Annotated in this window: 17 protein-coding genes and 1 pseudogene; 9 read left to right on the top strand and 9 right to left on the bottom strand. The window is 33.6% G+C overall.

The genetic code is table 11. The features are described from left to right. Window positions 1–15: 15 nt before the first annotated feature. From cysI to sat, 4 genes are all read right to left on the bottom strand, one after another. Window positions 16–1,782, bottom strand: a complete 1,767-nt coding sequence (gene cysI, locus A9G17_RS06620; protein WP_081301703.1) for an assimilatory sulfite reductase (NADPH) hemoprotein subunit — start codon at window positions 1,780–1,782, stop codon at window positions 16–18. Between the two features lie 47 nt (window positions 1,783–1,829). Next, on the bottom strand, window positions 1,830–3,629 hold the full coding sequence (locus A9G17_RS06615) for an assimilatory sulfite reductase (NADPH) flavoprotein subunit (RefSeq protein WP_065738040.1): 1,800 nt from the start codon (window positions 3,627–3,629) through the stop codon (window positions 1,830–1,832). Window positions 3,630–3,768: 139 nt separating this feature from the next. Further along, window positions 3,769–4,404, bottom strand: a complete 636-nt coding sequence (locus A9G17_RS06610; RefSeq protein WP_065738039.1) for a phosphoadenosine phosphosulfate reductase domain-containing protein — start codon at window positions 4,402–4,404, stop codon at window positions 3,769–3,771. 49 nt (window positions 4,405–4,453) lie between these two features. Beyond that, complete coding sequence (gene sat / locus A9G17_RS06605) at window positions 4,454–5,614, bottom strand: sulfate adenylyltransferase (protein WP_065738038.1); 1,161 nt, start codon at window positions 5,612–5,614, stop codon at window positions 4,454–4,456. A gap of 267 nt (window positions 5,615–5,881) precedes the next feature. On the opposite strand from sat, the gene A9G17_RS06600 reads away from it, so the two are divergent. From A9G17_RS06600 to A9G17_RS06590, 3 genes are all read left to right on the top strand, one after another. Then, window positions 5,882–6,754 carry a phosphorothioated DNA-binding restriction endonuclease gene (locus A9G17_RS06600; RefSeq protein WP_065738037.1) on the top strand — a complete coding sequence of 291 codons (873 nt, stop codon included), beginning with the start codon at window positions 5,882–5,884 and terminating at the stop codon, window positions 6,752–6,754. Window positions 6,755–6,793: 39 nt separating this feature from the next. Next, window positions 6,794–7,045 carry a hypothetical protein gene (locus tag A9G17_RS06595; protein WP_218059708.1) on the top strand — a complete coding sequence of 84 codons (252 nt, stop codon included), beginning with the start codon at window positions 6,794–6,796 and terminating at the stop codon, window positions 7,043–7,045. A gap of 239 nt (window positions 7,046–7,284) precedes the next feature. Then, a complete protein-coding gene (locus A9G17_RS06590; protein WP_065738035.1) occupies window positions 7,285–8,823 on the top strand; it encodes a DNA cytosine methyltransferase in 1,539 nt (512 codons plus the stop codon). A gap of 8 nt (window positions 8,824–8,831) precedes the next feature. Here the strand turns inward: A9G17_RS06590 and A9G17_RS06585 are convergent, their stop codons facing one another. The 5 genes from A9G17_RS06585 to A9G17_RS06565 are packed head-to-tail and all read right to left on the bottom strand — an operon-like array spanning window position 8,832 to window position 16,603. Further along, on the bottom strand, window positions 8,832–9,413 hold the full coding sequence (locus A9G17_RS06585; protein ID WP_065738034.1) for a GIY-YIG nuclease family protein: 582 nt from the start codon (window positions 9,411–9,413) through the stop codon (window positions 8,832–8,834). A gap of 2 nt (window positions 9,414–9,415) precedes the next feature. Continuing rightward, on the bottom strand, window positions 9,416–11,458 hold the full coding sequence (locus A9G17_RS06580; protein ID WP_065738033.1) for an AIPR family protein: 2,043 nt from the start codon (window positions 11,456–11,458) through the stop codon (window positions 9,416–9,418). Between the two features lies 1 nt (window position 11,459). Beyond that, window positions 11,460–12,422, bottom strand: coding sequence for a PD-(D/E)XK motif protein (locus A9G17_RS06575; RefSeq protein WP_065738032.1), 963 nt, complete (start codon window positions 12,420–12,422; stop codon window positions 11,460–11,462). Then, complete coding sequence (locus A9G17_RS06570) at window positions 12,419–15,121, bottom strand: Z1 domain-containing protein (protein WP_065738031.1); 2,703 nt, start codon at window positions 15,119–15,121, stop codon at window positions 12,419–12,421. The genes A9G17_RS06575 and A9G17_RS06570 overlap by 4 nt, the downstream gene beginning before the upstream one ends. Window positions 15,122–15,127: 6 nt before the next feature. Continuing rightward, the gene (locus A9G17_RS06565) at window positions 15,128–16,603 is read right to left on the bottom strand and encodes an ATP-binding protein (protein ID WP_065738030.1); all 1,476 of its coding nucleotides are present in this window, start codon (window positions 16,601–16,603) and stop codon (window positions 15,128–15,130) included. 641 nt (window positions 16,604–17,244) lie between these two features. On the opposite strand from A9G17_RS06565, the gene A9G17_RS12955 reads away from it, so the two are divergent. From A9G17_RS12955 to A9G17_RS13430, 6 genes and pseudogenes are all read left to right on the top strand, one after another. After that, entirely contained in the window at window positions 17,245–19,116 is a 1,872-nt protein-coding gene (locus A9G17_RS12955; RefSeq protein ID WP_065738029.1) for a beta-glucoside-specific PTS transporter subunit IIABC, read from the top strand. Window positions 19,117–19,119: 3 nt separating this feature from the next. Next, a complete protein-coding gene (locus tag A9G17_RS12950) occupies window positions 19,120–20,583 on the top strand; it encodes a glycoside hydrolase family 1 protein (RefSeq protein ID WP_065738028.1) in 1,464 nt (487 codons plus the stop codon). 17 nt (window positions 20,584–20,600) lie between these two features. Then, the gene (locus A9G17_RS06550; RefSeq protein ID WP_065738027.1) at window positions 20,601–21,437 is read left to right on the top strand and encodes a PRD domain-containing protein; all 837 of its coding nucleotides are present in this window, start codon (window positions 20,601–20,603) and stop codon (window positions 21,435–21,437) included. A 165-nt stretch (window positions 21,438–21,602) separates the two neighbouring features. Beyond that, window positions 21,603–22,883 carry an MFS transporter gene (locus A9G17_RS06545; protein WP_065738026.1) on the top strand — a complete coding sequence of 427 codons (1,281 nt, stop codon included), beginning with the start codon at window positions 21,603–21,605 and terminating at the stop codon, window positions 22,881–22,883. Between the two features lie 13 nt (window positions 22,884–22,896). Further along, on the top strand, window positions 22,897–23,757 hold the full coding sequence (gene pdxY, locus A9G17_RS06540) for a pyridoxal kinase PdxY (protein ID WP_065738025.1): 861 nt from the start codon (window positions 22,897–22,899) through the stop codon (window positions 23,755–23,757). A 158-nt stretch (window positions 23,758–23,915) separates the two neighbouring features. Then, window positions 23,916–24,320 (top strand): annotated as a pseudogene (locus tag A9G17_RS13430) (STY0301 family protein); the annotation flags it as partial. Window positions 24,321–24,536 lie beyond the last annotated feature (216 nt).

The following is a 24,536-nucleotide window of genomic DNA, read 5'->3' as shown; positions in this document are numbered from 1 at the left end:
ACCTGTATATGATCTTTAATTAACGACCTGATAAAAATCAATTGCTGAATTTATTACTGGTTTGACAATTTCATGACGGATAACAAAATCGCCAAAACCTTCGTCTTTATTGCGATGAATTGACCAAGCTTCAATTAATGGTTCAAGCGCTAATAAAATTTCATCAACACTCACGTTTTCTTTATATAAACGTGGAATTCGTGTCCCTTCTCGATTACCACCAAGATATAAATTATAGCGACCGGGCGCCTTACCCACCATGCCTACTTCGGCCAACATCGCTCTTGCACACCCATTAGGACAACCTGTCACTCGTAAAATAATATAATCTTCAGATAAGTGATGCTGAGTTAACATCTGCTCGATTTGAGTGACAAACGTCGGTAAAAAACGTTCGGCTTCGGCCATAGCAAGAGGACAAGTTGGGTAAGAAACACATGCCATGGAATATTTACGTTGTAATGTGACTGTATCGTCAAACAATCCATACTCTCTGGCAATTTTTTCAATGACTTCTTTTTGTTGTTCTGGAACATTAGCAATAATCAGATTTTGATTAGCGGTAATGCGCAAATCACCTTGATGAATTTTAGCGATTTCAGCAACGCCCGTTTTTAATGGTTTGTTTGGATAATCAAGCAATCGTCCATTTTCGATAAATAGCGTTAAATGCCAGTTATCATCAATACCTTTATACCAACCAAATTGATCCCCCCTTTGAGTGAATTTATAAGGTTTACTGGTCAAAAAGGTACTGCCTGCGCGTAGCTCTACCTCTTTTTTAAAGTTTTCCACACCGACTCGCTCAAGTGTATACTTCGTTTTGGCATTTTTGCGATTATGACGATTACCCCAATCGCGCTGTGTGGTAACGACCGCTTCAGCAAAAGTCAGCACTTTTTCTACTGGGATAAAACCAAAATCATCTGCTTTGCGAGGATAGGTTGTTTTATCTCCATGAGTCATTGCCAAACCACCGCCAACTAACACATTAAAACCGATTAATTCACCTTTTTCGGCGATAGCGACAAAACTAAGATCATTGGCATGAACATCAACATCATTAATAGGTGGAATAACCACCGTGGTTTTGAATTTACGGGGTAAATAAGTTGAACTTAAAATGGGTTCACTGTCGGGTGTAGGTAGTTTTTCACCATCTAACCAGATTTCAATATAAGCATGGGTTTTTGGTAAAAGATGTTCTGAAATTTTGCTTGCCCAGTAGTAAGCTTGTTGATGAACTTTTGATTCTACTGGATTTGAAGTACATAAGACATTACGATTAACATCGCCAGCGGTGGCAATCGAATCAAGTCCTATATTATGTAATAGCTGATGAGCTGATTTAAGACTGCGTTTAAACAGACCATGAAACTGAAATGTTTGTCGGGTAGTCAGCCGAATACTGCCATACTTTGTTGCCTCGGTGGCAAATTTATCAATCGTTAACCACTGTTTGGGGGTGATAATGCCACCTGGTAGTCGGCATCGTAGCATCATGTTGATCAATGGCTCAAGTTTTTGTTCTTGGCGTTCCTTACGAATATCTCTATCATCTTGCTGATACATGCCATGTAAACGGATGAGCTGAGAATTATCACTATTAAAGCCACCGGTTAAACCATTATTCAGATCGTCAGCGATGGTGCCTCGTAAATAATTACTCTCTCGTTTAAATCGTTCAGAATCTGATAATGGTAGATCTGAGACATCATTTTGCGGAGGTGTTAAATTTACCACTTGAGTTAGGGTAACTGTTTTAGGTTTATCATTGCTCATATTACATCACTCAATAAATTAAAATTAGTTGTTATGTCGGTTATGTATTAATAAACATCTCGTTGATAGCGTTTTTGACTTCTTAACTCATCTAAATAGTTGATGGCCTGCTCTTGACTGTATTGAGCTTGAGTCATCAGAATTTGTTGTAATGCTAAATCAACCGCTTTTGCCATGCGCTTCGCATCCCCACAAACATAGATATAGGCACCTTGTTGCAACCATTGCCAAATCTCACTGCCTTGAGCAATTAATTTATCTTGTACATATATTTTCTCCGCTTGATCTCGTGACCACGCAAGATCGATATTCGTTAACAGACCTTCTTTAACATAATTTTGCCACTCCACTTGATACAGAAAATCAGAAATAAAATGTGGATTGCCAAAAAATAACCAATTTTTACCCGTAGCACATTGAGCACTACGTTGTTGTAAAAAAGCTCTAAATGGTGCAATGCCAGTACCGGCAGCAATCATGATGATTGGCGTATTGGTATCATTAGGTAATCTAAAGTTATCATTATGTTCAACAAAAATTTTGACCTGATCTTGGTCAGCAATTTGATTGGCTAAAAAGTTTGATGCACCGCCAGTACGGGTTTTATTTTCGATCTGATAACGCACCACATTTACGGTAAGATGAACTTCGTCTCCAACTTCATCTTGCGCTGATGCAATGGAGTAAAAACGAGGTGTAAGAGGTCGAAGCAATGCAACTAATGTTTGTGCGGTAAGATTGCTTTGATAACGATTAAGCATATCAACCAGTGGTAATGTTTGACTCATTTCTATCAAAGCTTCTCTGTCTTTGCTTAAGGTAAGCAGTTCAGGATTTTGAATTGCTTGGGCATATTTCTCAATAATGACGGGTGTATTTTGAGTCAATTCAACATGCTCAATCAGAGCTGTTTTTAAAGTAATTTGTTGACCATTGTGTTCGACCTGCTCATCACCGGTAAGCTGGGTAATATTAAGAATTTCATCGACAAGCTCATCGCTATTTTGATACCAAACTCCTAACGCATCGCCCGGTTGATAGTTAATATCAGAACCGGTAAGGTCAAATTCAATATGACGGATATCGCGATCCGAATCGCGAGAAGTAATTTTTTGATTCACATTAACGGGTGCAATAAAGGGATTATCGCGGTGATAAAGGCTACTGTTAACAACGACACTGCTTGAAGTATTATTTTCTGTTGATGATATTGAAGTCGATTGTTGTAGACTGCTAAGTTTATCAATTACAGCTTGTCGCCAATTGGTACTTACAGTTTGAAAATTTGTATCAGCATCAACGCGTAATAACATACGCTGAGCATCTAATTCAGCTAATCGTTGATCAAAATCTTTAGCAGCTTGACAAAATTTTGGATAAGAAGAGTCACCTAAACCCATTACCGCAAATTGTAGATTTGCCAATTTAGGGGCTTTGCCAGCAAAAAGGTATTTATAGAGTGGTAATGCTTCTTCTGGTGGTTCGCCCTCACCTTGTGTTGAGGTAATTAAGATTAAAATTTCTTCCTGACTCAATTTTTTGGCTTTGTATTCGCCAGCAGGCAGATGTGTCACTTCAATACCTAAACGCTCAATATCTTGAGTTAACTCATTTGCTACTCGACGAGCATTACCTGTTTGTGATGCTGATAAAATCGTAACTTTTTTCGCTTGCTCAGCTTGCGTTACGTCGGTGGTAGTTGTGATATTCGGTAATGCTTGTTCATTTGAACTTTTTTCTGCAAGTCCCCATAAATATCCAGACAACCAAGCGAGCTGTTTATCACTGGACTTTTCAATAATTTTTTTTAATTCATCACAATTAAAAGGAAAATGTTGTGTGCTCATGTGATTCCCTTATTTGATAGCTTTTGCGCTATCGGTAAATTGCCAGTACCTAGCAACCTTAAAATGTTCTGTTAAATCCTAATAATATTGTTTTACTCAACGATTATCAGCAAAGTCCAATGTGTATCTATTTCTAAAATCAAAAGGTTATTTTATGTAAGCCACACTCTCTACCTTGCGGTCCTTTAGTTGGATCGACATAATCCATCTCATTAGGTAAATTAAGTTTTTCGATATAGTTCTGCATATCTTGACTTGTCCAGTCGAGGAGAGGGGCAATCTTAAATAAATTATCTCCCGCTTTTGTCACAATATTTAACTCCTGTCTTAACGCAGATTGTTCACGACGTAGCGCAGTAAACCATAGCGTTGGTTTGAGTGTGGCTAAAGCACGATTAAACGGCTCAATTTTGACAATTTGGGTAAACTCGGTATGCTCTGGCGTATCTAATTCAGGTAATCCACCGTATCGCACATTTAAATAAGCGGTCGTTCGTTGTGGTACAAAAATATGTAGATTAAGATTAAGTTGCTTTGTAATTTTATTGGCAACACGATAGGTTGCATTTGTTGCATAACCATTATCAACCCAAACAACCTGAATATTTGGATCAACTTGGGTAACAAGATGAAGAAGCACTGCTTCATATGGTCCAAAATGGGTACTAATAATACTTTTGACTGGAATATCTTGTTGCTTCTTTAATGCCCACTCAATAATGGTTAACGGTGACTGGTTTTGTAATTTCTGGTTAACTTTGGATAAATCTAGCATGGTTTTCTCCCTTATCAACTTATCGATGAGTAATTATTTATTTTGCGTATTACTGGTTTGCCCATTGATATAATTCAGCAACAACTTCAGGTCGGCTAAATGTTTCAGGTATGGGTTCTTTTGTTTGCAAACGCCGCCTTACCTCAGTACCTGAAATAAGAACACGATCATCACTGTCATGTGGGCAAGTTTTGCTTGATGCCATACCTGCACATTTATGGCAATAGAATGTCCAGTCAATTTTGATTGGTTTAATGAGTAAATCTTCATCCCGTAATTGGGTAAAAATATCTTGTGCCGCAAACGGCGAATAATAATTACCGACACCGGCATGATCGCGACCGACAATAAGATGGCTACAACCATAGTTTTGTCTAAAAAGGGCATGCAGTAACGCTTCTTTGGGGCCCGCGTAACGCATATCTAAAGGATACCCAGAATGAACAACAGAATCAGGCACAAAGTAGTTATAAATTAGCGTATTAATAGCTTTAAGACGAATATTTGCCGGTACATCACCTGCTTTCAAATTACCAAATAGAGAGTGGATAAGTACCCCATCAAAAAGCTCTAATACTGTTTTGACTAAATATTCATGCGAACGATGCATCGGGTTACGAGTTTGAAAAGCCGCGATTTTATGCCAACCTAATTGATTAAAACGTTCTCGTGTCTCTTGTGGTGTTAATGCATATTGACCAAATTGAGTTTTAAAACCATTATCATGGAAAACACGCACTTTACCACCTAAATTAACAGGTGGCTGAGCCATAAGCATCGCAACGCCAGGATGACTTTGATCGGTTGTTGTAAACACCTGCATCGCTTCAAATTGTTTATCAGGTCGATAAATACTATCAACATTTAAAATACCAATTATCTGCCCATCGGGTGTTTTAAGGGCAATATCATCACCCAATTTTAAGGTATCAGCTTGAGCATCGGTCACGGATACGGTGATAGGAATTGGCCAAAAAACACCATTTGCTAAATGCATATTATCGCAAACACTGCGCCAATCTTCTTCCCGCATAAAACCATACAGTGGCGTAAAACCACCAATTCCTAACATCACTAAATCCCCAGTTTCACGACTTGATAGCGTAATTGCAGGAAGATTTTTTGCATAATGCTGTAATGCCAATCGATCATCGTCTTTAACAAGAAGTGGTTGTAACTGGTCACTGGCGTGAGGAGGGATCAAGACCATAATGTTTCCTTACCTATCTAGTTTTTATTAAGCTTAATTAAAAACGATTATCGACAAATAAGGAAATATCAATTTTACATACCATTATGCGATTTACGCATATTCATAAATTGGTTTAGGTTTGTAATGGATAAAAATAATTTTTAGATCTAACTATCAAATATTGATTCATTTTTACATACTAACTCAGAATTTTGTGAGGCAGATCACAAAAACAATACAATATTTGTAATATTTTTCTACTTATTACGTTTATTTTGAGTATTAATGGATATTAAACAATTACAACAAAAAATTACCGATATCACCATCTGGAAAAAAGGCGATCATCGAGCTCCACATAAACCTTTATTGTTACTTTATGTGTTAGCACAATATAAGCAAGGTCATGCTCGCTTATTTGATTATAAAAAAGAAATTGAAGAACCTTTACATGATTTACTCGCTCGGTTTGGTCCTCAACGTAAATACTATTATCCCAATATGCCTTTTTGGCGTTTGAAAAATGACGGTTTTTGGCAACTCATTAATTTTGAAAACTGCACTAATCCAATTTTGCCAAGTAAAGAACCAACCAGTAAAACCCTTGCTTTACACCAAGTACTCGGTGGCTTTGATGAACAAACGTATAAACTGATAAAAACAAACCCTACCATTATTGATCAATTAGCAGGACAAATTTTAAGTCAGCATTTTACTGAAAGTGTGCAAGAAAACTTAATTAATCGATTTGACTTCAATCTAATGGAATCCAATAAATACCGAGATCCTAAATTCAGACAAATCGTATTACGTGCATACAACTATCAATGTGCCATCTGCGGTTACGATTTAAGGCATGACTCAGTATCAATCGGCCTTGAAGCTGCTCACGTAAAATGGAAACAACATGGCGGACCATGCATTGTAAATAATGGTTTAGCACTTTGTTCATTACATCATTCCGCTTTCGATATGGGCGCTATCGGGCTTGATTGTAATCTAAAAATCAAAGTATCAAGTGGGGTAAATGGAAACCACATAGTTGAAAAACTCTTTTGGGATTTCGACGGCAAAAACATCTTACTACCTCGAATGAAAAGCGATTATTTACATGACAGATTTATTGAATGGCATGTTAGAGAAGTGTTTAGGGATTAAGAACAATATCATTGAAAATAATTTGCATAGGAGTTTATTTTGAATAGAGAAATAATGAAAGATTGGATTATTGAAGCCTTACAGAATTTAGGTGGAAAAGGATGGCCAAGAGAAGTAAGTAAATATATTTGGGAACATTATGAATCTGAGCTAAAAAATGCTGGTGATATGCTCTATACGTGGCAATATGATGTACGATGGGCAGCTCAATCATTGAGGAATGAAGGTCAATTAAAACCTGTAAATAATCGACGTGATTTACCTTGGGAGTTATTAAAAGCTAAAAACTAAATTTTTCATTAAAATTCTTATGTTAATATTAAAAATAATTCATAACGTTTGAATTAAAAAATTCAACTTTATGTTTATAAATTTAACAACTAATGCTTTTTTATAATTTCTTCGCTGTGATAAAGATTCCATTATTACTTATTTCTATTGTATAAGTATTAACTAAGAAAATAATTTATTGCTCCACAAATTCAACTTGATATCATAGCTTCCTAAATATATCACTAGAAATATTAAAAATGCATCAAGAAATTTTAGTTATTGATCTATTTGCAGGTCCCGGTGGTTTAGGTGAGGGATTTAGCGCCTGTAATACAAAAGACGGAAAATCAGCGTTTAAAATAGGTATCTCTGTTGAGAAAGATCCTGCTGCCCATAAAACACTCACAACAAGAGCGTTATTCAGAAAACTCGTTTCGAACAATCTAGCAAGGCAAGATTATTATAGATATGTGAAAGGAAAAATAACTAGAGAAGATTTATTTAAAAAATATTCGAAAGAAGCTATGTTGGCTCAAGAGGAGACTTTATACTCCCCTAAAACTCTAGGAGAAGATAATGCAATTATTCACAAGAGAATTAAAGAATTAGTTGAATCTCATAACGGATTTAAAATAGTAATTGGTGGTCCACCATGTCAAGCTTATTCACTAGCTGGCCGTTCTCGTAATGCGGGTAATAAAGAATATAAAGCTGAAGAAGATCACCGACATTTTTTATATAAAGAATATTTAGAGGTTTTATCTATTGCAAAACCAGAAGTATTTGTAATGGAAAATGTTAGAGGTATTTTATCCGCAAAAGTTAATAATAAATTGATATTTCCTCAGATTTTAGATGACCTGAAGCAGCCAAATATTGCTACAGGAACTTCAAATATGAGAGGATATAAAATTTATTCATTAGTTGTAAATTCAATATCGCCTGAAAATCCAGACTATCAAAACCATTCTGATTTTTTAATTAGAGCGGAAGAATACGGAATACCTCAAGCAAGGCATCGGGTCATATTGCTTGGTGTTAGAGATGATATTAAGAAGATTCCAAATATATTAGTCAAAACAAAAAATCAAAATAATTCAGTTAAAAATTTAATCAGCGATCTTCCTCGTTTAAGGAGTGGTTTATCTAAACATCAAGATACAGATGAAAGATGGATAATGGTAGTATCCAATTATTTAAAACAGCTTAGCCAATATTTTGAGAAACAGGGCAAAGCCGAGGCTTTTTCTAAATTGAATCTAAATTTGTCTAACGAATTGAAACGACATTGTTCTAACAACAATGGAACAAAAGATATTTTAATGCCAAATTTTTTAAGAAATTGGATAGAAGATAAAGAATTAAACGTGGTATTAAATCATGAAACAAGAGGTCATATCGAAACAGATCTTCTTCGATACGCTTTTTGTGCAATTTACTCTATGCTCTATGATGGCATTTCGCCAAAGTCTCGGGATTTTCCCGCTGAATTAGCTCCCCAACATGCCAATTGGTCAACCGGAAAGCATGCAGATCGTTTTCGAGTTCAGTCTGCGAATAAGTTTTCAACAACTATTACTAGTCATATTTCGAAAGATGGGCATTATTTCATTCATTATGATCCCACTCAATGTCGCAGTTTAACTGTTCGAGAGGCCGCACGATTGCAAACCTTTCCAGATAACTATTATTTTGAGGGAAATAGAACACAGCAATATGTTCAAGTAGGAAATGCGGTTCCTCCATATTTATCAAAACAAATAGCTGAAATTGTATTCAATTTACTTAATGAGTAAAAATGTTACTATTTATTCTTAATATATATTCGCCGATTATTAATTTTCTTACTCTTAATTGTTCCGTCGTTGATAAGTAAACCTAATATACTGTAACTTAGATAGTCTTGTTGACGGCCTTCGTTATCTGATTGTAGTCCAAGGTAATGAGCGCAATTTGAATTTGTAATTCCTTGAGGGTTTTCATTAATAAAAGATACGATAGCTTCTTTTATTAATTTCAGTCCTAATTGCGCTTTGATTATTGCATCTTCTGGTAGTGATATATTATTAGGTTTTAATTTAGAGGGTATACTACGAGGTGTAATTGAATTGTATAAAATACCATTATTATCAATAGAACCTAAACAAGAGATTAGTTCCATTTCAATACGTAATGCATCTTCTTCTGTAAGATGATCAACTAATTTTGTAATAATAATATTAAATCCGTCGTTTAATATTTCTTTGATATATTTTCCTTTACGAGTATTATCAGGTTTGTTTATATGCTCAATAGATCTACTTCCAGTTCCTTTTCCAACATAAAAAATTTTTGCCGGTTTTTGTCGAGGATCTTTTAATGCATAAACATAATAATTTCGTTTCATTCTTATAATTTTCCCACTTTATCTTGGTAACGATTAAGAAGGTTTTCTAGAACTATTGCTTGTTTTTCAGAAGGAGCTTTTTTATGATCCATTGCTATTCTTAGTATACTTATTTGCGAAACGGTAGCCTTATCTTCTTGATGCAAAATATCTTCGATCTTTTGCCATACGTCTTTAGAGACTCTCATTACTTTTTCTTGTAAACTAATTCCAGTCTCTATTTTTTGTGTTTTCTGAGATTTAATAGTTGAATAGTTTACTTCCTCTATTGTAATTAAAAGACTCTTAATGTTGTTTATATCACAGTTTATTTTTTTTACTGTATCCCAGAAATTAACTCTCTTCGCATATTCGCTTGGATTTCCTATTGGTCGATCATTTGCTTGTAATAATTCATTAATTTTTTGTGATAAAAGTAAGAGTAATTGAATAATTGAAGTAGAAACCGAAGATGAACGCCAGAGTAAATCAATATTCAATTCAAAGTTATGTTTATTTATCTCACTAGATAATCTAGCAATTGCATATGTAACTATATTTGCCCTAAACCCAGAATACCATTCTTCAGGCATAATTGCCTTTTCTAAAGCTCTAAAAATTGAAGCATAACAAACTAATTTTCGATAATACCGTTCACCAAAAATAGAGTCATCTTCTTCCCATTGTTTATTAATGAGCTCTGCAAATATAGCGAAATTTTTTTGTGCCCCTTTACTAACTTCATAAGGTAAACAATTCCAGCTATTCATTATTTTTGCAACGTCTGTTTTTGTAAGTAATTGTGAACGAGGATTTACCAATTGAAATTGCTTTTTCTTCGAACCACTTATATATAATTGAGCATCTAAATATTGTCCCCTTGCTCGTTCATAAAACCAATGGGTTAGACCTTTTTGACCAGTTTTAGCTGGAACCCACAATCTACGAGAGAACTCTTCAAGTCGAATATGAAAAGGATGATTTGAAAAAAGATCTGCATCGGATACTTTATTTTGAGAATTCGCATAACGAGATATATTTGATACTAGATTTTGCGTATTATCTGAAATTACAGTTAATTTCATTTGAACCGAAACATTAGATAAATCAGCTTTGTCTTTTATAAATGCGCTGTATAATGATGCTGTTGTTTGACCGCCGTTTACGATTTGTAGGTCTTTTAATTGCGTTATTACTGTTCCTGTTGGCGTTTCTTTTATTACTGCTTGACTAGCTATTGTTGTTAGACCATTATTATATGCAAAGAAATGTAGGGGCTCATGCAGAATTGTAGCTTTTATTCCTTTGTTCACTTTTCCTTTATGTTGTAAAAAACTACGAACATTTTGCTCAAGTAAACGAGATCCCCATTGTTGGTATAGCTTAGCTAGTTGCTCTCCAGGTAAAACTGCTAATATTGATTTTTCTTCCTCATTTTTTTGATTTGCAATGAGACATGAAATAGGAGAGTCACTAAAATCAATAATCATTTCCTCTCGTTCTTTACGAGAAAATTCAAGTTCAAAAGTTCTTTTTAAATCCCATAAATTTACAGAACAAACTTTATCATCAAAATTATCTAGTTTTACTTCTTTCATCCTATCCGAGGCAAGTCTATTAGACAAAATAATAAATCTTATATTCTCAATATTAGACCAATTATTTTGAATAAACTGAGCTGCATAATAGCAATTACTCGATGGTTCAAAAGTATTATAAAGCACTTCTGGTGTAGCAAGTTTTTTAAGAAAATTTTGAAGTTTTTTCAATACAGCTTCAATTTCTCTTTTAGATAAAGAAGATTGTTCCGGTGTTGATGAAATTATTGTCCCGAATATGGATAAAGAAAAATTATTCTCATCAAAAGAGTAGCCATCAATTAACCAACGACCTGCCCCATCCCTTCCATCTTCGATAATATTGTAATCATCAAATTCTCCAGCATCAGATAATAATTCTAGAATATAACTAAGATATTCATATTCGATCATTCTAGATTCTACATCTGACGATACTTTTATATGCTCTATTAAAGATGTATAGTATTCTGTCAACTGTTCATTCATTTTAACATCCTTTTATATGTAGCTTCTCTATTGGACAAAGGTGCTCTGAAACAGAATCCAGATCAATATCGTATTTTACCTTTCCTATACCTATAGGAATGTTTATATCAGTAAGTTTTGGAAACTGTTCCGTGATAACATAACTTTTCGGTTTACCAAGATTAAAATAAAATGAATCATAATTTTCATTTTGAATATAACCAACATTTAATAATCTTTCATCAAAAATAGCATATTCTTGAGGAGAGATTAATTGCCTAACTTCTTTTATGAATTCATTAAGTGTAATTCCATTTTGTTCTGTATTCATAGCACAAGGATATACAATTAAGTATAAAGAATGAGGGCTATTCAGTTGTTGCCTAGAAGATATGTTAATGATATTAGAATCAAATGCACGAGTTTTGATTTCAACGCTTAACTCACATTTTTCATCTATGAAATCTTGACTCTTACCTAAAGGACCTTTCCATCCATAAACGCCTGTTTGAGATATTTTACTTATCCAATGCTCTTTTAAAAATTGAAGTTCTGCAATCAATCCCATACACTCTTGGGGAGTGAGTAGCTTATTTTCTTTTTCAAAAAGCCGCTGCCATGCTAATACTCTATTTTTTACTATATTAATGGTATCGATATAGTTTATAGAAACTTCACATGAACTAATAAGATCAAGACATAAATGATAAAAAACCTTAGATAATTCTGATGATCCTATTACAATACACAAATAGCAATCGTCATTTTCTCCTCTTATTTTAAGAATATTTAATCTATAATAATTATGATTTAAGTGGATATATTGAGCATCTTGTAAAGGTATTTGTATGGCAATACCAAATTGCTCATCCCTACATTTTACCCAATACCAAGGTGTTTTTTGGTCGCTTTTTACTCGCAACGTACTTAACATACCTTTGACTGGAGTGATCATTGAAAACCAAGGAATATTACTCTGACTCATATCTCTGATTCATCCGTTAATTGAGTTCCATACCTTTCAAGCCAATCACGTGTAACCTCCCATGGAACTTCTGAGCCGGCATGGTTAGATGGTGGGATTGAAATAACCCAACCTAAAACTGTCTTTTTATGTAAATCATTTTTATTTACAGCATTAACTATATGAAAAATAATAGATGGTTTATTTCGTTTTCTTCTATATATTTTATCTGCAGGCAGTTTTCCATTAAATTTTTTATTTATTTCTTCTATTTCTTCTTTAGTAAGACCTAAGGCTTCAATACCTTTATCTGTAAGTCTACTGTTTGCATTTAATCTTAATTCATTTTTATTATTAACATTTTTAGGTATATCTACAACAGTCCGGTTTACTTGAATAAACTTTCTCCCATTCTTATCAATCCAGTTTCTTTCCTCACTAGAATTTTTCAGTTGAAAAACAAAGACATCCCATAATTTAACATCATTATCAGCTAAAACTTGTAAAAAAGGAATAAACTGAGAATTATCAGCCCAAAAGCCACAACTAGGATGATTTGTAAGTTTTTCAAGACAACCTATAACTATATCTGCAGAAATATTTAAAAAGTGTAAATGTTGTTTTTGACTATCTGGTATATCTTCTGGATTTCTTTCTTTAGCAGCTATTTGTTGAATAAAATCAGAGAAAACATCTAAATTTTTTTGAATGATTTCTTGTCTAGAATCAACACAATCGGTTTCAAGTAATTTGTCATCAAATCGTAATCGAGTAACAATCCTAGTAGACGTTTTCATTTTATTTACAGCTGTGACCATTAATGCATCAGGTGAAGCTCGAACTCTTAATCCAAATTGTCTAGGCGTCATTTTCTTTTTCTTCATTTCAGCAATTTGTCTTCGCAAATCTTCTGTTGCTTCTAATATATGAAAATACCAATCTAACGATTCAGAAGTTAACCATAATTTTAGTAAGTCTTTATAACCTTCTCTATAGCCGTACCAACGTCCCATTTGCATTAAGCTATCATACATAACTGAACGTCTGTAAAAATAACTAACTACTAATCCTTCTAATGTCAATCCTCGACTTAATTTCGAACCGCCAATAATAATTTGTTTTTTAGGTCCATACTGATCATACTTCAGTGTGTTTCCAGATTTACTATGAATTGTAATAACTTTAGGTTCTTCCATTGGTGATAATGCTTGGCAAACCTCTTTCCAAGATTCGTTTATTGTGCCTGCATAATTTTCATTCCATAAAGCATAAAGCTTTGCCATAGTGTTGGATACCTGTTCACAATTATTTTGATTAGAATATAGTGTTATAGCATTCCAATATTCATCAAGGCAATTTTTAATGAATGGTTCTAAATCAGACTGTACCGCAGTTAATCTAGACATATTGATTAACATAGAATCATAATCATTATTTGTAATCAAAAGTTTTTTTCTTCGAAGATCCTTAACCGCACAAGCTAATAAAAAAACACCAATAGCATTTATTAAAGACTTTGGTATAGATGTAATAGACACACCTGTTTTATGAACTAGAGGGAGACAGTTTTCTGCATCATCAATAATGTTACAAATACGATTACTAGGATCTTCATTAAAAAAATATGCAGCGCCATGATAAGAAGATGAAGCATTTAATGCCACAATAAAATCTTTTGGAAACAAATCTTCTGTATCAGCGATATCACCATCAGAGTCAGGATCGATGAAAATATTCGCAAATGGTGTTGCAGTGTATGCCACATAACTAACTTTTTGTCCGGTATTTATTACTTCTCTAATTAATCGATTTATTGTTTTAGGATCTTCTTCTGGATTACCTGTATTGACAGAAGCATTATCGGCTTCATCATCTATAATTAAAATAGGTTGTTCTATATAACCATTTTTTGCGTTTATTTCTGATTTTAACCATCTTAGTAAGTAATTTAGCTTATATGTATTTTTTTTTGTGACAACTAAAATCGGATCATTAATCCCTGCGATACTATTGCGCGGAGTTTTCTCTATGTCATTTTGTTGGTCTGTTAAACAATAAGGTAATCGCGGGTTTTCCGAAAGCCGCCCTACACCAATAAATCTAGTTTCCCTGTCTCTTGTTGCACGACCAGCTATTGATACGCTGCCAACAAAATCTTTATCCAATCTTTCCTGTGTTTGGCTTCTTAAATCTTCAACCGTTCCTGTTAAAATAATAATTAATTTATATCCAATGTCAGCTGCTTTATTGATTAATGCAGTATAGTTATTTGTTTTTCCTGATTGTACATCTCCAACTACCATCCCTTTAATGTGAAAAGCTGTTTTAGATTTAGGATCACCTAATAGAGCTAAAATTTCATCGGTATCTGAATCAGTTCTTTTTAAAATATTTCTCGGTAAATCTTTACTTTTTGCATAATTAGAATATCTATTCCAATAGTACCAATCTATTTCTTTTTTTCTTTTTTCTGTTAACCAATCATCTTCAATATCATTACCAGTAAGAATAATGGCCTCACCAATAGTAACATTAAATTTCTGGCGGAAGCGTTTTTCTATTACCTTGAGATCTTCCTGCGTAATACTTGGCATACTTAAACATTTTTGTAATTGCTCGTTAAGCCAACTATTTGTTATCTCTTGCTCACTCTTATAGGCTTCTTCTTCTATATTTACAAGAAGCATTTTGATCATTTGTTCTTTTGAGAATATACACATATTTCGCTATCCTTCTGCACTTTTAATTAAGCGCTTTATTTCTTGCGGAGTTAATAAAAAGTTACTATCATTCAATAAAACATTAAAAATGGAATCAGTTGAAAATCCAACATTTAAAAGTTCTTGAATTAATTTTTTAATCATTTGATTTGAATCTTCAGTTTCCTGAACTAACTTTATATTTAATGCCGCAATATCATTTTTTATTAATTCAATGGGTAATGCTTTTTCAATAAGAGTTAATAATGCCGATTTAATTTCGGAGGACTCAATACTGTTTATCATTTCAGATAACAAGGAATGAGTCCTATTAATTTTATAAACAACATATTGTTTATCCCTGTCAAATACACGTTGCCAAATGGATTCAAGATCTAATGATTGCATTTTAGCTCGACGTGTAAATGTATTAGATGACTTAATTGAACACTGAAAAATAATACGTTTTAATTGCTCTCGTAATAACGCTGGCAATTCAACCCGGGATTTTTTAACATCCAAACACCAAAGATGGTCTGCATCATTATTAAATTCTATTAATATTCGAGCTAATTTATTTGCTTCTGAAGCTTTAGCAAGTTTTTGCCATCCACCTGCAACAATCAATCTTCCAGCGCGATAGATATAAATGCCTTGACCAAGATGATGCTCACCTTTATTCGATACTCTGTTAGAAAAAGCATGGCTCATCTTAGATGGATGAGGTAAAATATAAGCCTTAACTTGAATAGTGCTCTTTCCAATGTTTATCGCTTGTTCAGACAATAAAGTTGAAGCTAACTGTTCTGGTTCGGGATTAATAGCAAAAGGATCCATTCCTTTTATGACTTTGTTATTAAGAAGTATATTAACTTTTTGTAAAACATTATCATTATTAATAAAACGATGAAAAATAAGTGATAAATGATCAATAAGATTTACGATACGTCGTTCATAGTCACGATCATTCTTAATAGAAGTTGGATCAATCGCTCTATCGAAACAGCTCCAAATAACAGCAGTGCCTGTTGCAGATGGGAAAGAAATATCATTTAAATAGGTTTCACAAACATCATAAGGAATAATTTGAGCCAACCATTGATTAGTTTTTTCAACAAGATCTAAATCCCAACATATTCCATACCAATTATCATTTACATTAGTTCTGCTAATTAATATGAGTTTTTTACATTGGGAAAAAGAAGCTGTTTTTAACCCCATCCCAAATCGACCAAGATCACTTTTATCTCTTATCTGATTTGGATTAATAGCACCTAATTGCATTGCTTTTTGGATTGTTTCAGGCAACATTCCAATGCCATCATCCATAACAGCTAAAATAGGATTACCATTACGCCATTGTGTAAAAATATTTATTGATTTAGCATGTGCAGAAATAGAATTATCAACTAAATCTGCAATAGCAGACTCAAGAGAGTAACCCACACTTCTCAAACTTTGTATAAAAGAGCTTGCAATAGGAGGAAGAGAAACAGTTTCCATGCTTTAAATATTCCTCTCATTATTAATATTATTTTTATGAGTATTTATTTTTTAATTTAGAGAAAAGCATTATACATGGTTAAGGATATATTTCTTTTATTTATTTCAAAAATAAGAATAATAATTAGTGTATTTTATTATTAATTTAACTCTTTAAATCTAAAATAATTTTGGATTGTTTTGTATTTGTATAAAACTGAAAAATTTAAATAAAAAATTAATTTTCAAATATTAGGAGTAAATGTGAAAGCTAATTTAAAATTAGGAATAATAAAAATCCATTGTAATTAAAGATTTTTTTATTAATTTAATTAGTACGTAAAATTCATCATTAAAAGCATACGATTAAAAATCTTCTATTAGGTCATATTAAAATTTTGTTATTAATTATTTTCTTTAAATTGCATAAAAACAGTTAATTATTTTTGATATTGTTTCATGATAGCATTTGAGATCAAAATCACAATTCTTCTAAATCAAAATTGACTCAGCATCTATTGTATGTTTGTATATTAATTGAACAGGCATGTGACTGGTAACGCAGGCAGGACCTAAATAAATTGTATATGCATAGCTGCATTTTACCGTTTATCTAGGTCTTGCTTTTTTTTTACCACGAACAAGAGCAATAGGAGATAGTAATGGATTATCAAAAAATAGCCGTAACCATTCTAGATAATATCGGTGGCAAAAGTAATATAGCGCATTTAGAGCATTGTGCGACAAGACTAAGATTCACCTTAAAAGATGATAATCTAATAAATCTTCCTGCTTTAGAAAAAATTGAGGGTGTTATAGGCGTACGGCAAAACGTTCAATGCCAAATTATTATTGGTAATGATGTGTTTGAAGTTTATAACGAAATTATTAAATTAATCGGAAATATTAATGTAAATAGTGTTAATAATCAGCCTAATAGTAAGAAAAAAATAAGTGCTATTTTACTCGATTTTCTTGTTTCTATTTTTCAACCGTTAATTCCAGCAATTGCTGGCGGTGGTCTGTTGAAATCTTTTGTAATATTGTTTGCTATGCTCGGATTGATAGATGAGAATGGATCTAATTATAAAATTTTACAACTAATTGGTAGTGCACCTTTATATTTTTTACCCATCCTTGTCGCATTTACTACTGCTAATAAATTAAAAGTGAATCCATTGGTTGCCGCTTCTGCCGTAAGTACTTTAATCCTCCCTGATATGGTGGTACTACTAAAAAATGACAGCACACTCTTCTTTTTACCTTTAGAGAATATTAATTATGCATTCCAAATATTTCCTGCGATTTTGACGATCCTTTTTTATTCTGTTGTTGAAAAATTTTTTACTAAATATTCATTTAAAGTTATTCGTCTCTTTTTTGTCCCTATGATGAGCTTAGTCATTACTGTACCTGTCTCTTTACTATTACTTGGTCCTCTTGGATACAATGCAGGTGTGATATTTTCTAAATTTATTATATTTTTTTATACCCATTTTTCATGGATTACAACAGGATTGTTAGCTGCGGTACTTCCTTTTATGGTTGTGGCGGGCATGCATAAAGCAATGCTTCCTTATGCCATTGATGCAATGGGTAAAACAGGATGTGAAATGTTATATATGCCGGCTTCTTTGGCACACAATATTGCTGAGTCAGGGGCTTGTTTTGGCGTAAGTATTAAAACTAAAAATAGTAAATTAAAATCGGTTGCTCTGTCTGCTGGAATATCGGCTCTTTTTGGTATTACTGAACCCGCGCTATATGGTGTGACAATCGTAAATAAAAAAATTCTTTATAGCGTGATGACTGCTGGATTAATTGGTGGGGCTTTTGCTGGCATTATTTTACTAAAAGCATTTGTTCTTGTTGGTCCCGGTTTAGCCAGTATGACCATGTATATTGATAAAGACAATGCGATGAACATAGTCTGGGCTTTTGTCACTTTTGGAATATCCTTTTTAGTCGCATTTATCCTTTCTGCCATATTTTTCGCAGATAGTATTGATGCAGATGATGAAAACTCAAATAACAATACCAAAAATACCATTAAAGATGAAGCTTTAGAGATTAGAAGCCCGATTAGTGGCAAAGCTATACCGATACATGACATTAACGATAATGTTTTTTCAACAGGAATTGTTGGTCAAGGCTTAGGTATTATTCCTAAAGAGGGAATTTTAAAATCACCCTGTAAAGGGGTTATCTCTATGATATTCCATACTAAACATGCTCTAAGTATTAAATTAAATAATGGCGCTGATCTGCTTTTTCATATAGGAATCGATACAGTAAAACTTGATGGTGATGGATTTGAGACACTGGTTAATGTTGGCGATATTGTCGATATTGGTGATGATTTAATTAAATTCGATATCAACAATATTAAAAATCATCAATTGGATCCTACCGTAATTTTTTTAGTCACCAATCCTGATGACTATACTATTTCTACTTTTAATGAAAACAAACAAGTAACTAACGATGATATTGTTTTAGAAATAAAGCCGAAAATATTAAGTAAAGGAGAGTAACATATGAAAAAATTAGCATTCCCAGATAATTTTTTATGGGGCGGGGCGATTGCAGCTAATCAGATTGAAGGCGCATGGAATATTGACGGCAAAGGACTTTCTGTTGCGGATATGGCAACGTATAAACCAAATGTTGATGTCAAAGATTATGCTGCGCATGTGGCGGTAACCAGTGAGGGTATAATGGCCGCGATAAACGATCTTTCTGATAAAGATTACCCCAAACGACGAGGCATTGATTTTTATCATCGCTATAAAGAAGATTTAGCACTTTTTGCTGAAATGGGATTTAAGACATTACGCTTATCCATTGCTTGGACAAGACTGTTTCCTACTGGCGAAGAACTTACACCTAATCCTAAAGGAGTTGAATTTTATAAAAATGTCTTTAAAGAGATGAAAAGACTTTCAATAGAGCCAATCGTTACGTTATCGCATTATGAAATGCCGATAGCATTAAGTATTAAATATAATGGTTGGGTAAAACGTTCAGTAATTGATGACTTTGTCCGTTTTTCAACAGCTTGTTTTGACCATTTTGGGGATTATGTAAAATATTGGTTAACCTTTAATGAAATAGACAGTATTTATCGGCATCCTTTTACAACGGCTGGAATTATTCCTGATAAATGTAAAGACGGACAGCTTGAACAAGATATCTATCAAGCTTTACATCATCAATTTGTAGCAAGTGCACTGGTTACCAAAATCGCCCATGAAAAAATCCCAGATTGTAAAATAGGCTGTATGCTCACCAAATTAACCACTTATCCATTGACCTGTAAGCCTGAAGATGTGGAATTGACATTGAAAAAAACGTTAGACAATTATTTTTATACTGATGTGCAAATTAAAGGCGAATATCCAAAACTGATATTGACCAATTTAAAACAAAAAGGAATTGATATTAAGTTTGAAGAGGGCGATCAAGAAATACTTAAACAAAATACCGTCGATTTCTTATCTTTTAGTTACTATATGTCAAAGGCTGAATCTACAAATCCGGATGCTGACCGTATACCCGGTAATACAATTATAGGTGTTAAAAATCCTTATTTAAAATCCACTGAATGGGGCTGGCAAATCGATCCAAAAGGACTAAAAATTTCACTAATTGAACTCTATGACCGCTATAATATTCCAATGATGATTGTCGAAAATGGGATTGGCGCAATTGATAAGTTAGAGGGCGACACCGTTCATGACCATTATCGAATTGAGTACTTTAAAGAACATTTTAAACAAATGAAAGAAGCCATTGATGAAGGCGTGGATTTAATCGCTTATACCAGTTGGGCACCAATAGATTTAGTCAGCGCCAGTACTTCGCAGATGTCCAAACGTTATGGCTTTATCTACGTAGATCAAGATGATGAAGGGAATGGAACTTTAGCCAGATTTAAAAAAGAGTCGTTTTATTGGTATAAAAAAGTTATTGAAACCAATGGGAAAGCTATTTACGACTAATAGCTGGAGAACAAACAATGATTTTGGTGGTAAAAGTATTAAATTCTAGTGTCGTTTTAGTTGAAGAAGAGGGTATCGAAAAAATCGTATTAGGGAAAGGCATTGGTTTTGGTAAAAAGCCCGGTGATACCATTGATGATGAGCGAGTGGATAAAATATTTTTAGAAAAAAATGTTAAGCTCGCTTATATCACCGATTTAGCGAAAGAAGTTCCTTTTCAATTTTTTCAGATAACCAAAGAAATCATCACATTAGCTGAAAACAGCTTAAACAGAAAACTGAATAATAATATTTATTTAACACTGACAGATCATATTTACTTTGCGGTTGAACGAGTTAAGCAAGGTCTGTTTATACCTAATAAATTATATTGGGAAATAAAGAATTATTATCCGCAAGAGTTTAATATCGCCAAGCAAGCTATTGAGTTACTCAACGCAAGATACAATCTCACTTTTCCTGAAGAAGAAGCGAGTAATATTGCATTTCATCTCATTAACGCTCAAACCACGACCACACAAAATCTTAATACGTTTCAATATGCCAAAATGATAAATTCAATAGTGAATTTGGTGAAATATTCTGTTGGTGTGCCAATAGATACCTCATCAATTCACTATACCCGTTTTATTACTCATATTAAATTTTTTGTAGAACGATTTTATGCCAATAATCAATTACAAGAAGATAATAACGATCTTTATGAACAAATATCCTCACTTTATCCTTATGCAATGCATATTGCAGAGAAAGTAAAACAATACATCGATCAAACTTATCATAGCTCAATATCCGATGATGAGGTGGTCTATTTGGGGATTCACATTAATAGACTAATACGCAATACCAAATGAATAGTCTTAGAGGTTTATCTAAAAGGTAACGCTAAAGTAAGCAATCCTTTTTAGATAATTTTCCTCCCTTATCCGATAACAAATTGTGATATTGATGGTTTTGTGTTAGTTTCTTTGTCATTATTAACTTACTTTAATTATTGACTTACCCAACAAGGCCTGTTTATGCCCAATTCATCTGCTAAAAAAGTCGCTTTTGCTGCTTTTATTGGTACCACAATTGAGTGGTATGATTTTTATATCTATGCGTTAGCATCAGTATTAATTTTTGGTCAGCTTTTTTTTCCGTCTGATAATCAATTTGTGCAAGTTTTAGGGACATTTGCCACCTTTGCGGTCGGTTTTTTATCACGTCCTTTAGGGGCAATCCTTTTTGGTCATATTGGCGATCGTTTAGGGCGCAAAAAATCGTTAATTATTACCTTATTGTTAATGGGCGTTGCGACAACGTGCGTTGGATTATTACCGTCTTATCAAGAAGCGGGAATCATTGCGCCGATACTGTTAGTTGCATTACGAATTTTACAAGGTGTTGCTGTTGGTGGTGAATGGGGCGGAGCCGTATTAATGGCGAATGAACATGCGCCAAAAGGGCTAAAAAACTTTTTTTCATCGTTTGCCCAGTGGGGTAGCCCTGCGGGTAATATTTTAGCATTGTTGGTTTTTTCTTATATTATTGGTTTACCGATTGATCAGTTAATTAATAATGGCTATTGGCGCATTCCTTTTTTAGCCAGTTTTATTTTATTAATTGTTGGTCTTATTGCTAGGGTTACCTTAACGGAATCACCGGTATTTATCGAATCATGCAAAAAACAAGCAAGCCTAAAAGAAAAAGAATCCGCACCAATTATTGATGTGTTTAAACAAGCAACTCCAATATTGGTACTAGCCATTTGTGCCAATGTACTGTCATTTAGTGGCATATTTTCTAATACGCTAATGATTGGTTATACGACTATGGCTCTCGGCGTTGAAAAAAAGACTATCGTTGATGCGTTATTTTGGATTGCAGTCGTGCACTTTATTGCTCAGCCGTTTATCTCTTATTTTTCAGAAAGGTTTTCGGCAACGCGCTTTTTAATTGTTTCAGCCATTTTGGCCATGGCATCAGTCTTTTTGTTATTCCCGATTATTCAGTCAGGAACTAAAATCAGCTTTATTGTTGGTATTTCGTTAAATGTGATTTGCTACAGTGGCTTTTATGGTGTGATAGCGGGTTATTTAAGCCGAATTTTTCCTGCCAGAATTCGCTATACTGGTCTATCGATGAGCTATCAAGGTTGCGCTGCCATATTTGGTAGTCTAATCCCAATGATAGGGGCATACATTATTTATACCTACAAGACTTATTGGTTACCACTCGCCTTATTTTATTGTGGTTTAGCATTGCTATCGATTATAAGTATCTATCTTTTAAGCAAATATCACTATTATGATGAGTAAAAGGCAACTATCTATGAAAACCGTTTTATCAATTCAATCTAATGTCGTGTATGGTTATGCGGGTAACAAAGTTGCTACATTAGCCATGCAATTACAAGGCGTTGAAGTCATGCCCATCCACACAGTGCAACTATCGAGTAATACGGTTTATCCCGATTATGATGGTATTGTACTGGGTACTCAGCAAATTACTCGAATAGTAAACAGTTTAGAAAAAATCGGCGTTCTAAACTCAATTGATGCCATCATATCAGGATATATCGGCCTTGCCGAACAGGGTGAAGAGATCCTCGAAGCGGTAAAAAAAATAAAATACTATAACCCAAATGCCATCTATGTGTGCGATCCCGTAATGGGAGGAGACATTAATAAAGGCAGTTCGCTACCGCAAAATATAATTGATTTCTTTACTAAGCAGGCTATCAAACACGCAGACTATATCACACCCAATTTATTAGAATTGCAATTATTGTCGAATATCGAAATTAAGACGTTTGACGATGTACAAATGGCAATCAAAAAGCTACAAAACAAATCTATCCAGGCCATATTAGTCAAAAACTTAGTCCATGCAGGTAAAACTACAGAATTGTTTGAAATGATTTTAGCTACACCATCGCAAAACTATCATCTTGCCCGACCATTATATGATTTTCCTTATCGTCCATTAGGTGTTGGGGACTTAATTTGCAGTTTGTTCACTGCCCATTTAGTTAATGGCAAATCACAACTAAACGCCTTTGAATTGGCCGCTAACGCTGCAAATCATGTATTAGCTGTGACAAAACAAAAAGATGCACGAGAACTGGCAATCATTGATGCTCAAGAGTGGATTAAACAGCCCGATTTACAGTACCGTGCAATAATGTTATAAAAAACAATTTCCAATTAAAATTATATTTAAGTTATCAATATAATTAATTGAAAATTAAAAAATTTATTAATTATGATTTAAGAATGGTTGATAATATGAAAGGCAAAATAGTCAGTATAAGTTTAATTGCAATCGCTTAGTTAGGAGCGGTCAATACCGCCAATGGCTACGAAATTGATTGCCCAGCTAAAATCAACATCAAATTTGATCATTCTGAGCTTGAAAATATTCCTGAGGGCTGGCAAGTTTCAGATAAAAAAGATCGAAGCCTTGCGCTCAGTAGTCTTGGTGTTTATTCTGATGAACCCGTTAAATTATTTCAGTTAGAGCCTGAAATTGGAATTATTGATGGCAAAAAACATGATATCACTTGGCAGGTCAACTCGGTCTTTGATGAAGGTGGCAACTACGTTAGTTGTAGCTATAATGGCGATGAAGTCCAATTGGTCAAAAAAATCGATTCAACGATGAAAAGCTGCTGGGCGGATTATTCAAATGATAAAAATCAAGCCATAAAAGCCAAACTTATCTGTAGTACGAGTGAATTGCAAGAGTTGAAATAAATTTCATCTATTCAATATGAATATCCCTAATTTTGGACTATTTCACAATTAAAATTAATTCATTATCTATATTATTTTTGTGATATAACAATTAATATAAGACATATATTATTGATATTAAAAATTTTTAATAATATCTTATCATTGATGATTATAAATGGTTTTTTTCATGAATCGGTGTACCTATTTTATCATGGATAAAAAACGTTTTTTAAA

It is taken from the genome of Gilliamella sp. wkB7 (assembly GCF_001693435.1).
Lineage (GTDB): Bacteria > Pseudomonadota > Gammaproteobacteria > Enterobacterales > Orbaceae > Gilliamella > Gilliamella apicola_N.
The sequence above is the reverse complement of the archived record's forward strand: the minus strand, read 5'-3'. Positions and strand labels throughout refer to the sequence as shown.

Coding starts and splice junctions, on each gene's coding strand:
- cysI (WP_081301703.1), bottom strand. CDS start 1,782: ATGAGCAATGATAAACCTAAAACAGTTACCCTAACTCAAGTGGTAAAT.
- A9G17_RS06615 (WP_065738040.1), bottom strand. CDS start 3,629: ATGAGCACACAACATTTTCCTTTTAATTGTGATGAATTAAAAAAAATT.
- A9G17_RS06610 (WP_065738039.1), bottom strand. CDS start 4,404: ATGCTAGATTTATCCAAAGTTAACCAGAAATTACAAAACCAGTCACCG.
- sat (WP_065738038.1), bottom strand. CDS start 5,614: ATGGTCTTGATCCCTCCTCACGCCAGTGACCAGTTACAACCACTTCTT.
- A9G17_RS06600 (WP_065738037.1), top strand. CDS start 5,882: ATGGATATTAAACAATTACAACAAAAAATTACCGATATCACCATCTGG.
- A9G17_RS06590 (WP_065738035.1), top strand. CDS start 7,285: ATGCATCAAGAAATTTTAGTTATTGATCTATTTGCAGGTCCCGGTGGT.
- A9G17_RS06585 (WP_065738034.1), bottom strand. CDS start 9,413: ATGAAACGAAATTATTATGTTTATGCATTAAAAGATCCTCGACAAAAA.
- A9G17_RS06580 (WP_065738033.1), bottom strand. CDS start 11,458: ATGAATGAACAGTTGACAGAATACTATACATCTTTAATAGAGCATATA.
- A9G17_RS06575 (WP_065738032.1), bottom strand. CDS start 12,422: ATGAGTCAGAGTAATATTCCTTGGTTTTCAATGATCACTCCAGTCAAA.
- A9G17_RS06570 (WP_065738031.1), bottom strand. CDS start 15,121: ATGTGTATATTCTCAAAAGAACAAATGATCAAAATGCTTCTTGTAAAT.
- A9G17_RS06565 (WP_065738030.1), bottom strand. CDS start 16,603: ATGGAAACTGTTTCTCTTCCTCCTATTGCAAGCTCTTTTATACAAAGT.
- A9G17_RS12955 (WP_065738029.1), top strand. CDS start 17,245: ATGGATTATCAAAAAATAGCCGTAACCATTCTAGATAATATCGGTGGC.
- A9G17_RS12950 (WP_065738028.1), top strand. CDS start 19,120: ATGAAAAAATTAGCATTCCCAGATAATTTTTTATGGGGCGGGGCGATT.
- A9G17_RS06550 (WP_065738027.1), top strand. CDS start 20,601: ATGATTTTGGTGGTAAAAGTATTAAATTCTAGTGTCGTTTTAGTTGAA.
- A9G17_RS06545 (WP_065738026.1), top strand. CDS start 21,603: ATGCCCAATTCATCTGCTAAAAAAGTCGCTTTTGCTGCTTTTATTGGT.
- pdxY (WP_065738025.1), top strand. CDS start 22,897: ATGAAAACCGTTTTATCAATTCAATCTAATGTCGTGTATGGTTATGCG.